The organism is Streptomyces sp. UNOB3_S3, from assembly GCF_020740895.1.
Taxonomy (GTDB): Bacteria; Actinomycetota; Actinomycetes; order Streptomycetales; family Streptomycetaceae; genus Streptomyces.
Genome location: NZ_JAILXP010000006.1, coordinates 1 through 11985 on the forward strand (window position 1 = coordinate 1; position 11985 = coordinate 11985).

Annotated in this window: 14 protein-coding genes and 2 tRNA genes; 2 read left to right on the forward strand and 14 right to left on the reverse strand. The window is 72.8% G+C overall.

Going from position 1 to position 11985, the window contains the following annotated elements; genetic code table 11:
* Positions 1 to 352: ferredoxin (locus K6I33_RS01470; RefSeq protein ID WP_229347745.1), on the forward strand; the 352-nt coding region annotated here is incomplete at its 5' end.
* 112 nt (positions 353 to 464) lie between these two features.
* Here K6I33_RS01470 and K6I33_RS01475 read toward each other — a convergent pair.
* The 9 genes from K6I33_RS01475 to K6I33_RS01515 all read right to left on the reverse strand — a co-directional run bounded on the left by K6I33_RS01475 (position 465) and on the right by K6I33_RS01515 (position 5271).
* A tRNA-Ala gene (locus tag K6I33_RS01475) sits at positions 465 to 537 on the reverse strand.
* Between the two features lie 128 nt (positions 538 to 665).
* Positions 666 to 899: a hypothetical protein gene (locus tag K6I33_RS01480; RefSeq protein ID WP_126914103.1), complete on the reverse strand. Its 234-nt coding sequence runs from the start codon at positions 897 to 899 to the stop codon at positions 666 to 668.
* 124 nt (positions 900 to 1023) lie between these two features.
* Positions 1024 to 1096, reverse strand: a tRNA-Ala gene (locus K6I33_RS01485).
* A 125-nt stretch (positions 1097 to 1221) separates the two neighbouring features.
* Positions 1222 to 1875 carry a histidine phosphatase family protein gene (locus K6I33_RS01490; RefSeq protein WP_229347836.1) on the reverse strand — a complete coding sequence of 218 codons (654 nt, stop codon included), beginning with the start codon at positions 1873 to 1875 and terminating at the stop codon, positions 1222 to 1224.
* Positions 1872 to 2312, reverse strand: a complete 441-nt coding sequence (gene rsfS, locus K6I33_RS01495) for a ribosome silencing factor (RefSeq protein WP_229347751.1) — start codon at positions 2310 to 2312, stop codon at positions 1872 to 1874. The genes K6I33_RS01490 and rsfS overlap by 4 nt, the downstream gene beginning before the upstream one ends.
* Positions 2313 to 2440: 128 nt before the next feature.
* Positions 2441 to 4051, reverse strand: a complete 1611-nt coding sequence (locus K6I33_RS01500; RefSeq protein WP_229347753.1) for an LCP family protein — start codon at positions 4049 to 4051, stop codon at positions 2441 to 2443.
* A gap of 46 nt (positions 4052 to 4097) precedes the next feature.
* On the reverse strand, positions 4098 to 4709 hold the full coding sequence (gene nadD, locus K6I33_RS01505) for a nicotinate-nucleotide adenylyltransferase (protein WP_229347755.1): 612 nt from the start codon (positions 4707 to 4709) through the stop codon (positions 4098 to 4100).
* A gap of 55 nt (positions 4710 to 4764) precedes the next feature.
* Positions 4765 to 4926: a hypothetical protein gene (locus K6I33_RS01510; RefSeq protein WP_229347757.1), complete on the reverse strand. Its 162-nt coding sequence runs from the start codon at positions 4924 to 4926 to the stop codon at positions 4765 to 4767.
* A 180-nt stretch (positions 4927 to 5106) separates the two neighbouring features.
* The gene (locus K6I33_RS01515; RefSeq protein ID WP_229347759.1) at positions 5107 to 5271 is read right to left on the reverse strand and encodes a hypothetical protein; all 165 of its coding nucleotides are present in this window, start codon (positions 5269 to 5271) and stop codon (positions 5107 to 5109) included.
* Positions 5272 to 5362: 91 nt separating this feature from the next.
* Between K6I33_RS01515 and K6I33_RS01520 the strand changes: the two genes are divergently transcribed.
* Positions 5363 to 6475, forward strand: a complete 1113-nt coding sequence (locus tag K6I33_RS01520) for a M48 family metallopeptidase (protein ID WP_229347761.1) — start codon at positions 5363 to 5365, stop codon at positions 6473 to 6475.
* A gap of 28 nt (positions 6476 to 6503) precedes the next feature.
* Here the strand turns inward: K6I33_RS01520 and K6I33_RS01525 are convergent, their stop codons facing one another.
* From K6I33_RS01525 to proB, 5 genes are all read right to left on the reverse strand, one after another.
* Entirely contained in the window at positions 6504 to 7586 is a 1083-nt protein-coding gene (locus tag K6I33_RS01525) for a hypothetical protein (RefSeq protein WP_229347765.1), read from the reverse strand.
* A 229-nt stretch (positions 7587 to 7815) separates the two neighbouring features.
* On the reverse strand, positions 7816 to 8427 hold the full coding sequence (locus K6I33_RS01530; protein ID WP_229347766.1) for a hypothetical protein: 612 nt from the start codon (positions 8425 to 8427) through the stop codon (positions 7816 to 7818).
* A gap of 115 nt (positions 8428 to 8542) precedes the next feature.
* The gene (locus K6I33_RS01535; RefSeq protein ID WP_229347768.1) at positions 8543 to 9841 is read right to left on the reverse strand and encodes a glutamate-5-semialdehyde dehydrogenase; all 1299 of its coding nucleotides are present in this window, start codon (positions 9839 to 9841) and stop codon (positions 8543 to 8545) included.
* 125 nt (positions 9842 to 9966) lie between these two features.
* Positions 9967 to 10461: a hypothetical protein gene (locus K6I33_RS01540; protein ID WP_229347769.1), complete on the reverse strand. Its 495-nt coding sequence runs from the start codon at positions 10459 to 10461 to the stop codon at positions 9967 to 9969.
* Between the two features lie 226 nt (positions 10462 to 10687).
* Complete coding sequence (proB, locus tag K6I33_RS01545; protein WP_229347773.1) at positions 10688 to 11842, reverse strand: glutamate 5-kinase; 1155 nt, start codon at positions 11840 to 11842, stop codon at positions 10688 to 10690.
* Positions 11843 to 11985: the final 143 nt, after the last annotated feature.

Genomic DNA, 11985 nt, shown 5'->3' on the forward strand with positions numbered 1-11985 from the left:
GCACCCGGACGGGGCGGCGCGCTTCGCGCTGAGCGCGCTGGCGGCCTTCACGGACGATCTGGCCGCGCACGTCCTGGGCGGCGGCTGTGGCCGCCCCACGGCCGGGCTGCTGCCGCTGCCCGCCACCGGGGGCACGGGGCCCGGCGACGGGCCCGGGGAGCGGCTCGCGGTGGACTGGACGCTGTGCGAGGGGCACGGCCTGTGCGCGGGGCTGCTGCCCGAGCTCGTACGGATGGGCGCGGACGGCTTCCCGGCGCTCGCGGACGCCGGGGTGCCCGGACATCTGCGGGGGCGCGCGCAGCGGGCCGTACGCCGCTGCCCCGCGCTGGCGCTACGACTCGACGACCACTGACCCGGAGCGCTGTACGAACGCGTCGTACGAACGCGTCGTACGAACATGCCGTGCGAACGCGCCGCACAAACGCCGAGAGGGCCGTCCTTCCGGACGACCCTCTCAACCACTGTGGAGCTAAGGAGAATTGAACTCCTGACCTCCTGCATGCCATGCAGGCGCTCTACCAACTGAGCTATAGCCCCTTGTTTTGTTTTCCGCCGGGGTTTTCCTCGCGGTCTCCCTGGCGACACGGATTACATTACACGGACCTCCCCCCCATCTGCCAAATCGGTTCACCGGGCGTCCCGCAACGCCCCGGTATGACCGATTTTCACGCGGTGACGAAGGAGTAGAACCGCTTCAGGGCGCAGTGCTCGTCGAGCAGTCGTCCGTAGATCGGCTCGCCCTCGAGCTCCCGGTAGGTCTCGATGGGGTCGCCTTTTATGATCAGCGCCCGAGCGCACTCCACGCACCAGTACTGGTATGCGGAGTTGAGCGGCTCCATGTCGCGGACGATCGGCGTCCCGCTGCCGCACCAGTCGCACTTCCGGCTGTGAGCACCCATGACCGCGCTCCTCCCCTCCCCCTCGGCCCCGCTCGCTCCCGGGTGTCCGATTCTGCCACGGGACCGCGCCGGAACAGCAACAATCCCGCCTCCCCGGGAGGGGAGACGGGATCGTCGTGAACTGTGGAGCTAAGGAGAATTGAACTCCTGACCTCCTGCATGCCATGCAGGCGCTCTACCAACTGAGCTATAGCCCCGCTGTTCTCGGTTTCCCCGGAGGTTTTCCCCCGCGTTCCCCGCGAACAAGAAGAACTTTAGCCTGTGACCTGCCCAGATGTGAAATCGGGCCTCATCGGCCCCACGGCGGGCACCCGGCAGCCGCTCAGTCGTCGTCGCCGAGCACCGGCTCGGGCAGCGTCCCGGCGTTGTGCTCCAGCAGCCGCCAGCCGCGCGCGCCCTCGCCCAGCACGGACCAGCAGCAGTTGGAGAGGCCGCCCAGCGCCTCCCACGAGCGGGCCTCCAGGCCCAGCAGCCGGCCGATGGTGGTGCGGATCGTGCCGCCGTGGCTGACCACGACGAGCGTGCCGCCGTCGGGGAGCTTGCCGGCGTGCGCCAGCACGACCGGCGCCGCCCGGTCGGCGACCTCGGTCTCCAGCTCGCCGCCGCCGCGCCGCACGGGCTCGCCGCGCTTCCACGCCGCGTACTGCTCGCCGTGGCGCTCGGCGATCTCCTCGTGGGTCAGCCCCTGCCAGGCACCCGCGTAGGTCTCCCGCAGCTCGGCGTGGTGGGCCACATTCAGGCCCGTGACGGCCGCCAGCTCGGCCGCCGTGGCCCTGGCGCGGCTCAGGTCCGAGGCGACGATCGCGTCGGGCCGCAGCGCGGCCAGCAGCCGGGCGGACCGGCGCGCCTGGGCGACACCGGTGCCGGTCAGCTCGATGTCCGTGGTGCCCTGGAAACGGCGCTCCACGTTCCACGCGGTCTGGCCGTGGCGCCACAGCACCAGTCGGCGGCCACGGCCGCCCGGGCGGCCGTTCAGCTCAGCTCTCCGTCCAGGTCGCCTTCGGCGGCCTGCGCGCGGGCGTGCTCGTCGGCCTTGCCACGGGTGGCGACGGCGTCGGCGGGCAGCTCGATCTCCGGGCAGTCCTTCCACAGCCGCTCCAGGGCGTAGAAGACGCGCTCCTCGCTGTGCTGCACGTGCACGACGATGTCGACGTAGTCCAGGAGCACCCAGCGGGCGTCACGGTCGCCCTCGCGGCGCACCGGCTTGGCGCCGAGCTCCTTGAGCAGGCGCTCCTCGATCTCGTCGACGATCGACTTGACCTGGCGGTCGTTGGGGGCCGAGGCCAGCAGGAAGGCGTCGGTGATCGACAGTACGTCGCTGACGTCGTAGGCGATGACGTCGTGCGCGAGCTTGTCGGCGGCAGCCTGGGCGGCGGCCTGGATGAGCTCGATGGAGCGGTCCGTGGCGGTCACAAGCCATGCTTTCGTAAAGAGGGTCAGTACGCCTCAAGGGTCTCACGACCCGCCGACGGCACTCCCGGCGTTTTTCCCCGGGTCCCGGGCCCCGTCCCTCAGCCCCAGGTCTTCCGGTCCTCCGGCCCTCAGCCCTTGTAGTCCTTGCCCAGGACCACGGCGACGTCCGCGTTGCCCGCCCCCGTGCCCTTGCGCACGGCCTTCTCCGGCAGTCCCAGCGTCCTGGCGACCTCCTTGGCCTCGGCCGCCCTGGCGTCGTCCGCGTAGGTCACCGAGGAGGCCGCCTCCGCCGTGCCCGAGGCGCCGCCCTCGACGTAGGTGTAGCCGCCGTTGACCAGCGCGACCTGCGCCGTTCCGGACGCGGCGGCGGACCCTGTGGCGTTCTTCACGCTCACCCGGGGCGGCGCGCCCTTGGCGGTGGCGCGCACCGTGCCGCCGAGGACGTCCTTGACCATGGTGTCGGCCGCCTGCCCGCCGAGCGCCCCGTCCGCCTTCACGGGCAGGACGGAGGTGGCGTACGAGCCCTCCTTGGCCTTCCCGGCGAGGTTCGCCAGGGAGGCGCCCAGCTGCTGGACGGAGAGCGAGGGGTCGGGGATCTGGGCCAGGGAGTCCACGGTCGTGGTGGCCGCCTGCGGGTCGGTGGACATCTTCCGCAGCACCGCCTGCATGACCTGGCCGAAGCGGGACAGCTGCCGGCCCTGGTCCTCGCCGGCGGCCCGGTAGGTGGCGTAGCCGACGGCCGCCCGGCCGCCGAGGGTCTTCCCCTTGCCCTGCTCGACCAGCGGGCCTTCCCCCTGCTTCGCGCCGGGCACGGCCGCGTCCGTGTCGACCGTGATGCCGCCGACGAGCTCGACCAGGTTCTCCAGGTAGGGGGTGTCCAGCCGCCAGCTGCCCTTGATGTCGGCGCCGAGCAGGGTGTTCAGCGCGTCCCTGGTCGCCCCGGTGCCGGCGTCCTGGACGGCCTTGCCCAGCGTCGTGGCGGTGCCGCCCCCCTTGGTGGTGAGCCCCAGGGAGTTCGGCAGCAGGAGGGTGGTGGCCTTCTTGGTGGTCTCGTTGTCGACCAGCAGGGCGGTGGAGCTGTCGCCGCCCTGGGTCTGCCGCAGATGCACGACGATCACGTCCCGCTTCTGCGCGCCCGTCGCCGCGGCCGTGCTCTTCTTCTCCTCTCCTCCGGAGAGGAGGAACCAGCCGATGCCACCGCCCAGCGCGAGCACGAGGACCACGGCGAGGGCGACGACGCGGTTGCGGCCCTTGCGCTTGCGCTCGTCGCGGCGCTCGGTGCGGCTCTCGCTGAACTTGAGCCAGTCGATGACGTCCTCGGAGCCCTCGTCCGGCTCCTCGATGAAGGAGAACTGCTCGGTGCGGTACGCGTCCGCCTCCGGCGCGGAACCGGGTGCGGAGTCGACCGCGGGCCGGGGCTCCGGGATGCGGCCGTCCGCCACCGCCCCCTCCGGGTCCCCGTCGCCGACGGGGCCCGTCTGCCGGGGGATCCACTCCTGCTGGGCCTGCTGGATCTGCGTCGCGTAGGAGTCGTACGCCGTTTGCGGCTGCTGCGGCTGCTGGGGCTGTGCGGTGTACGGGTCGTAGCCGTACACCTGCTGCTGGAGCGGCTGGCCGTAGGCGTCGTACACGCGCTCAGGGGCGTCCGGCCGGTAGACCGGCTGTCCGTAGACGTCGTAGCCATGCACCTGCGCCTGCGCGTACGGGTCGTGCGCGTACGGGTCCTGTCGGTCGTTCACCAGTGCCCCTCGGTGGCCGGCGGGCCGGAGCCGGCCGTCGTGCGGTTCAGCCGTCGTGACGGTACAGCTTGCGCTTGTCGATGTAGCGCACCACACCGTCGGGCACGAGGTACCAGACGGGATCGCCCTGCGCCACGCGGGCGCGGCAGTCGGAGGAGGAGATGGCGAGGGCGGGGACCTCCACGAAGGAGACCCGGTCCTCGGGCAGCCCCGGGTTGGCCAGTATGTGGCCCGGCCGGGTGACGCCGATGAAGTGGGCCAGCGAGAAGAGCTCCTCGGTGTCCCGCCAGGTCAGGATCTGCGCCAGCGCGTCGGCCCCGGTGATGAAGAACAGGTCGGCGTTCTCGTTGAGCTCCCGCAGCTCACGGAGGGTGTCCGTGGTGTAGGTGGGGCCACCGCGGTCGATGTCGATCCGGCTGACCGAGAACTGCGGGTTGGACGCGGTGGCGATCACCGTCATCAGATACCGGTCCTCGGCGGGGGACACCGCGCGGTGACTCTTCTGCCACGGCTGCCCGGTCGGCACGAAGACCACCTCGTCCAGGTGGAACTGCGAGGCCACTTCGCTCGCGGCGACCAGGTGACCGTGGTGGATGGGATCGAACGTCCCGCCCATCACTCCGAGCCGCCGCTTCCCGGGCCCTGTCTGCTCTCCCATGCGTGCAGACCCTACTGGGCGCGTTGTCACGCCGATTCGCCAGGGACCGGTGGGATCAGCGGTCGCGGTTGAAACGGGTGGTGATCCACAGCAGGAGCAGCAGGATGACCAGGGCGGCGCCGCCGGTCATGAAGGGGCTGATGCTCTCGTGGCTGTCCACGTGGTGCCCCTCGGCGGCGAGAGAGACCAGGGCGCTGTGGGCGGTGGCGATGTTCACGTCGGCAGAACCTATCCGGGAGGGATCGGGTTAACGGTTGGAGACTTCTGCCACATCGTATGCGGGCCCTTATGCGGAGCTCACGCCGACTCCACGTGTACGGGTCGTGTGTGGGTCGTGTGCGGGTCGCCGGCCCGTGCCGGGCGCGTCGCCGGGGCAGGCCGGCGGGCGCCCCGGTGGCTACTTGCGATAGCCGCGCAGCAGGAACCAGGCGACGAGGACGATGCCCACGATCCCGACGAGCAGGACGGTGCGCAGCAGGGCGCCGGGGCCCTGGTCGCCCTTGGAGACGGCGAGGACCTCGGTGAATCCGGGGTGGGCGGCGAGAGCGGTGATGTCGGGCATGCCTCCACGGTAGCCATGTCGGTGGCACGGCCTAGGCTGGGGTCCGGAAAGCCCGGTGCGGACCGCGGCCGGCCGACGTCAGGGGGTCTCGATGAGCGACAGCCAGTACGAGGGGCGGGGGCACGGGGACCCGGAGCGGCTGCCCGGTCGTGACCGCAGGCGGTTCCCCGGCATCTCCTCGCGGGCCTACGAGCATCCGGCGGACCGTTCCGCCCTGGTGGCGCTGCGCAAGCTCAGCGGTTTCGACACGGTGTTCAAGGCGCTGAGCGGGCTGCTGCCGGAGCGCAGCCTGCGGCTGCTGTTCCTGTCGGACTCGGTGCGGGTGAGCGAGCTCCAGTTCCCCCATCTGCACGCGATGCTGCTGGACGCCTGTGCCGTCCTGGACCTGCCGAAGGTCCCGCCCATGTACGTCACGCAGGACCCCCGGCCCAACGCCATGTGCGTCGGCCTGGACGAGCCGGTCATCGTGGTGACCACGGGCCTGGTGGAGCTGCTGGACGAGGAGGAGATGCGGGCTGCCGTGGGCCACGAGGTGGGCCACGCCCTGTCCGGGCACGCGGTGTACCGCACGATCCTGCTGTTCCTGACCGAGCTCGCGGTCAAGGTCGCCTGGATCCCGCTGGGCGGGATGGCGGTGACGGCGATCGTGACGGCGCTGCGCGAGTGGTTCCGGAAGTCGGAGCTGTCGGCGGACCGGGCGGGCCTGCTGGCGGGGCAGGATCCCCAGGCCTCGATGCGCGGCCTGATGAAGGTCGCCGGCGGCAACCACCTCCACGAGATGAACGTGGACGCGTTCCTCGCCCAGGCCGAGGAGTACGAGCGCGGCGGCGACCTCCGCGACTCCGTCCTGAAGATCATGAACGTGCTGCCGCGCAGCCACCCGTTCACCACCGTGCGCGCGGCGGAGCTGAAGAAGTGGTCCGGGAGCCGCGACTACCAGCGGATCATGGACGGTCACTACGCCCGGCGCGAGGACGACAAGGACACCTCGGTGACCGACTCCTTCCGGGAGTCGGCGAACCACTACGCCGAGTCGGTGCGGGCCAGCAAGGACCCGCTGATGGGGCTGGTGCGGGACATCGCGGGCGGGGCGGGCGACCTGGGCGGCCGGCTGTTCGGACGCGGCGCGCCCAAGGGCGGCGGCCCCAAGGACGGCGGTCCCAAGGACTCCGGGGAGGGCCCGGAGGGTACGTCCCGGCCGTAGCGCCTCAGCGCTTCAGCCCCTCAGCGCCTCAGCGCCTCGGCGGCGTCGGCTGGGCCGAGGGCGCCAGGGTGCCGCAGAGTTCGGCCGTCGTGGCGCCCGTGGCGTAGGGGTCGGTGCCCGCCGGGCCCTCCGTCGTGGCCTTCTGCCCCGCGAAGAGCGGGCGCAGGAAGGACGCGTCGTCGGCCGAGCAGGACTCCGGCCCGGCCTGCGTCTGGCTCTGCAGCACCTGGACGTGGTGCTCCTGGAGGTCGTCGCGGTCGAAGCGGAAGCGCAGCATGCGCCGTACGACGAACAGCGAGACGTCCTCCGTGCCCGCCTTGGCGGCCGGGCGGAGGGCGTAGACGAACGTGTGGTCGGTGGAGACCTCCAGCGCGGCCGGGGACGCCTCCACGACCGTGAACGTGCCCTGGCTGCGGATGGTCCGGTCGGCGAGGGTCACCTGGCCCGGGTCGAAGCGGACCAGCCAGCCGGTGGCCGCGTGCTGCCCGTCGTCCGCGGGGCGGCTGAAGCTGCGGTCGAACTGCTCCAGCTGGGAGGGGGCGAGCAGCAGCCGTACGGACCGCTGGTTGCCGCCGACGAGGACGCCCGGGTCGAGCGCGGACTTGACCGTGTACTCCTTGGCCGTGGCGAGCGCGGCCATCACCAGGCTCTCGGAGAAATTCTGGGTGCGCCGTGCGGCCGGAAGGGTGACGCCCTCGGCTCCGTCGCGCAGCCGTGCGGCCGGGCCGTTGTCGAAGAGGTCCTTCGCGGCGGGGGCGCCGGGCACGGGATCGCGCGGGGCGAGGGGGACGAGGGCGATCCGCAGCGCCTCGGCCGCGGGCGGCTTCGGCTCCTTGTACGGGTGGCGCAGCCCCATGTAGACGGCGGTGCCGAAGGCGAGGGCGATCAGTATCACCAGCAGCAGCACCTGCCGGGAGGCGCTGACGCGGGCCCAGGCGTGGCGGGTGCGGACGGCGGGGGCGTGGTCGTCCATCCGCTCGCGGGCGGAGAACTCCTGGAGGCGGGCAGCCCGGACGAACGATTCGTCGAACACGACGGATCGGTACTCCTCGTCGCCGCCTCCCTGGGGGCCTTCGGGCGTGCCCTCAGGGGGGTCTCCGGGCCCGTTCATATCTCAAGAGTAGGTCCGTGGCGGCTTCGGTAAACGCCCTGGTACACGACAAGTTCCGAGGAAATTTCAAGGGGCCGGGCGGGGGACCCGAGCCTTGGCCAGGAATCCTGCGATCGGTCACGGGATGACAGAAAGCGACTTCCAGGCGGCGGAAAATCACTTTCGGTGACCGGTTCGGCCCGGGAGCCGGACGGGGAGTCGGCCCGGGAGCCGCCCCTGGAACCGGGCGTCAGCGGGAGGGCGGCACGGCCGACGCCACGGGCGGCTCGGAGTCGGCCGAGACCGACGGCAGCGGCGCCCGCTGCTCCCCCACCGGGACGTCCACACCCGTGGTGGCGGGCGGCGGCGCCGGGCTCTGCCGGCTGCCCGAGGAGGCGCTCCGGTAGACGGCGGTGAAGGCGAGGGCGATCACGCCTATGCCCATGACGACGGCGAGCACCCAGGCCACCGGGCGGTGCCAGCGGGCGTGGCCCCGGTAGGGCCCGCGCACGGTGCCGTAGCGCCCGTAGGGGCCGTAGGCGTCGTCCGGGTCGAGGTCCCGGGCGAGGCCCTGCGGCCCGGCCGGGCGGCCGTGGTGGCCGACCGGGCCGCCGCGCGCGTCGTCGTACGGATCGTCGTCGGCGGAGCCGCCCCCGGGCCGGGAGCGCGCGGCGTCGGCGTCGGCACGGGCCCGGTCGGCGGCGAGCAGCCGCTCGACCGCGGAGGGTTCGTGGATCGTCGCGGACCGCACGAACTCCTCGTCGAAGACCGTGGAGGCGAACGGGTCGTCCGCACCCCCACGGCGGTGGCTGTCGGGCTCCTCGCCGTCCGGGAACGGCTTGCCCCCCACGTCGTCCGGCACCCGTCCAGCGTAGACCCGAACCGGTCAATCCGCGCGGCCGGTACGGGAATTCGGCCCGCCGGGGCCCGCGGCGAGACCACCGTGACGGGCCGCCCGGACCGGCCGCCGGGAGCGGCTAGCGCACGTGGCCGTCGCCCGTGACGATGTACTTCGTCGACGTCAGCTCGGGCAGCCCCATCGGGCCGCGCGCGTGGAGCTTCTGCGTGGAGATGCCGATCTCGGCGCCGAAACCGAACTGGCCTCCGTCGGTGAACCGGGTCGAGGCGTTGACCGCGACCGTGGTGGAGTCCACCAGCTGGGTGAAGCGGCGGGCCGCGGCCTGGGAGGTGGTCACGATCGCCTCGGTGTGCCCGGAGGTCCACAGCCGGATGTGGCGCACGGCCGCGTCCAGGTCGTCCACCACGGCGGCGGCGATGTCGTACGAGAGGTACTCGGTCTCCCAGTCCTCGGCCGTCGCGGGCACGACCGTGGCCGGGGAGCCCTTCGCCAGCTCCAGCACCCGCTCGTCGCCGTGGACGGTCACACCCGCCTCCGCCAGCGCCTCCAGGGCGCGCGGCAGGAAGCGCTCGGCGATGTCCCGGTGCACCAGCAGGGTCTCGGCGGCGTTGCAGACGCTGACGCGGCTGGCCTTGGAGTTGACGAGGATGTCCACGGCCATGTCCAGGTCGGCCTCGGCGTCGACGTACACATGGCAGTTGCCCGTGCCCGTCTCGATCACCGGGACGGTCGACTCCTCGACGACCGTCCGGATCAGGGAGGCGCCGCCGCGCGGGATGAGCACGTCGACCATGCCCCGGGCGCGCATCAACTCCCGTACGGAGTCCCGGCTCTCGCCCGGCACCAGCTGCACCGCGTCGGCCGGCAGCCCGGCGCCGCCCACGGCGTCGCGGATCACCCGCACCAGGGCGGTGTTGGAGGCGTACGCGGAGGACGAGCCGCGCAGCAGCACGGCGTTGCCGGACTTCAGGCACAGGGCCGCGGCGTCGACCGTCACGTTCGGCCGGGCCTCGTAGATGATGCCGACGACGCCGAGCGGCACCCGCACCTGGCGCAGGTCGATGCCGTTGGGCAGCGTGGAGCCGCGTACGACCTCGCCCACCGGGTCGGGCAGCGCCACGACGTCCCGGACGTCCTTGGCGATGGCCCGCACCCGATCGGGGGTGAGGGTGAGCCGGTCGACCACGCTCTCGCTCGTGCCGGCGGCCCGGGCCTTCTCGACGTCCTCGGCGTTGGCCTCGACGATCTCGCGGGTGCGGACCTCCAGCGCGTCGGCGATCGCCAGCAGCGCCTCGTCCTTCACCGAGCGCGGCAGTGGCGCGAGCTCGGCGGCCGCGGCACGGGCACGGTAGGCGGCTCGCAGCACCGGGGACTGCGGCATGGGGTCGGCGAGGGGGGAGGGGAAAACGCTGCTCATGGCCGCAGCCTAACCGCGGGCGGGCCGCGACCACCCGGAATTCCACACTCCGGGACGGCCGCGACCACGCGGACCCCTGGAGGATCAGCGGCGATCGCCCCGCCGACGGCCGTCAGGGGCGGCGGTCAGAAGGGGTGCACCCCGACCGGGGTGGCAGGCAGCGGGCCGTAGCCCTCGGCGACCCGCTGGTGATACGTCTCACGGTCGATGACCTCCAGGCCGACGATCTCCCACGGCGGCAGCCGGGCCGTGGAACGGTGCTCGCCCCACAGCCGCAGTGCCACGGCCGCCGCGTCGTGCAGGTCGCGCGCCTCCTCCCAGTAGCGGATCTCGGCGTGGTCGTTGGCGTAGCGGCTGGTCAGCAGGAACGGGTGGTCGTGGGCGAGCTGCTCCAGCGCCCGCCGGACCTCCCCGAGCGGCGCCTCGGTGCCCGAGACGCTGAGGGTGATGTGCCACAGCCGCGAGGGCGCGCCGCCGCCGGCACCCTCGGCCCTCTCCCCCGCCCTCTCCCCAGTCCTGTCGTCCGTCCCGGCCGGCCCGGCCATCCCGGCCGTCCCGACGCTGGTCAGTGTCCGCCCAGCCGTCCCTCGGGGCAGCGCCCCCGGGCGCCCTCGTCTCACCGGCGGCCTCCTGTTGCTCGCCGCTCCGCGCGCGTGCGGCGGAGCCGTGTGGTGCCGTGGGGCCGCCCGTCGACGACGGCCCCGTGTATCAAAGTTGACCAGTCGGCGGGCGGCCGCGTGACGGTTTTACGGAAAGGGTCCATGGAAAGGCTGGACTTACCGGACCCCTCTCTTCCGTGGTTAACGCCCGTCAGTGACACGGCATTCGCGACCGGGAGCGCGGCGCTCAGGCGCGCAGCACGACCAGGTCGTCGCGGTGCACGACCTCGCGCTCGTAGCCCGGGCCCAGTTCGCGCGCCAGGTCGCGGGTGGAGCGGCCCAGCAACTGGGGGATCTCCCCGGCGTCGTAGGTCACCAGCCCGCGCGCCACGGCCCGGCCCTCGGGGTCCCGCAGCTCGACCGGGTCGCCCGCGCTGAACTCGCCCTCGACCGCCGCGATGCCCGCCGGCAGCAGCGAGCCGGTGCCCTCGACGACGGCCCGCACGGCCCCCTCGTCCAGGGTCAGCGCGCCCCGCGGCGTGGAGGCGTGCGCGAGCCACAGCAGCCGGTCGGCGGAGCGGCGGCCGGTGCGGTGGAAGTACGTGCCGGTGGAGCGCCCGCGCAGGGCGTCGGCGGCCTGGCTGGCGGAGGTGAGGACCACGGGGATGCCGGCCGCGGCGGCGATCCGGGCGGCCTCGACCTTGGTGACCATGCCACCGGTGCCCACGCCGGCCTTGCCCGCGCTGCCGATGGAGATCCCCTCCAGGTCCTTCTCGCCCGCGACCTCGGCGATCCGGGAGGTGCCCGGGATGCTGGGGTCGCCGTCGTACAGACCGTCGACGTCCGAGAGCAGGACGAGCAGATCGGCCCGGACCAGATGCGCGACGAGCGCCGCCAGCCGGTCGTTGTCGCCGAAGCGGATCTCGTCCGTGGCGACGGTGTCGTTCTCGTTGACGACGGGCACCGCGCCCATGGCCAGCAGCTGGTCCAGCGTCCGGCGGGCGTTGCGGTAGTGCGCCCGGCGGCTGGTGTCGTCCGTGGTCAGCAGCACCTGGCCGACCCGGCGCCCGTAGCGGGCGAAGGAGGCCGTGTAGCGGGCGACCAGCAGCCCCTGGCCGACGCTGGCCGCGGCCTGCTGGCGGGCCAGGTCGCGGGGGCGCCGGTCGAGGCCCAGCGGGGCCAGGCCGGCGGCGATGGCACCGGAGGAGACGAGGACTATCTCCTTCTCGCCCGCGCCCCGCGCGGCCAGGGTCTTGGCCAGAGCATCGACGAGCGCGTCAACCCGGTCCGCGTCCAGTCCCCCGCCCGCGGTGGTGAGTGAGGAGGACCCCACCTTGACCACGATCCTGCGGGCCGCGACGACCTCCCGCCGGACCTCCTCCGGCTGCTCTGCCCCAGTCAACGTACGTACACCCCTGTGATCACCGATGCTCCGCCGGTCGGCGGACTGTTCCGGACCCGCAAATCTACCGTCTGACGATTGCGTCCGTTCGCCGCCGTTTTGGGCTGATCGGCCGGATGGAAGATTGCCCACCGGCCTGCCAC

What these genes read in the sequence shown, in the direction of transcription:
- K6I33_RS01535 (WP_229347768.1), bottom strand. Translation starts at nt 9,841, where the DNA reads ATGAGCAGCGTTTTCCCCTCCCCCCTCGCCGACCCCATGCCGCAGTCC.
- K6I33_RS01525 (WP_229347765.1), bottom strand. Translation starts at nt 7,586, where the DNA reads ATGAACGGGCCCGGAGACCCCCCTGAGGGCACGCCCGAAGGCCCCCAG.
- K6I33_RS01520 (WP_229347761.1), top strand. Translation starts at nt 5,363, where the DNA reads ATGAGCGACAGCCAGTACGAGGGGCGGGGGCACGGGGACCCGGAGCGG.
- K6I33_RS01480 (WP_126914103.1), bottom strand. Translation starts at nt 899, where the DNA reads ATGGGTGCTCACAGCCGGAAGTGCGACTGGTGCGGCAGCGGGACGCCG.
- nadD (WP_229347755.1), bottom strand. Translation starts at nt 4,709, where the DNA reads ATGGGAGAGCAGACAGGGCCCGGGAAGCGGCGGCTCGGAGTGATGGGC.
- K6I33_RS01515 (WP_229347759.1), bottom strand. Translation starts at nt 5,271, where the DNA reads ATGCCCGACATCACCGCTCTCGCCGCCCACCCCGGATTCACCGAGGTC.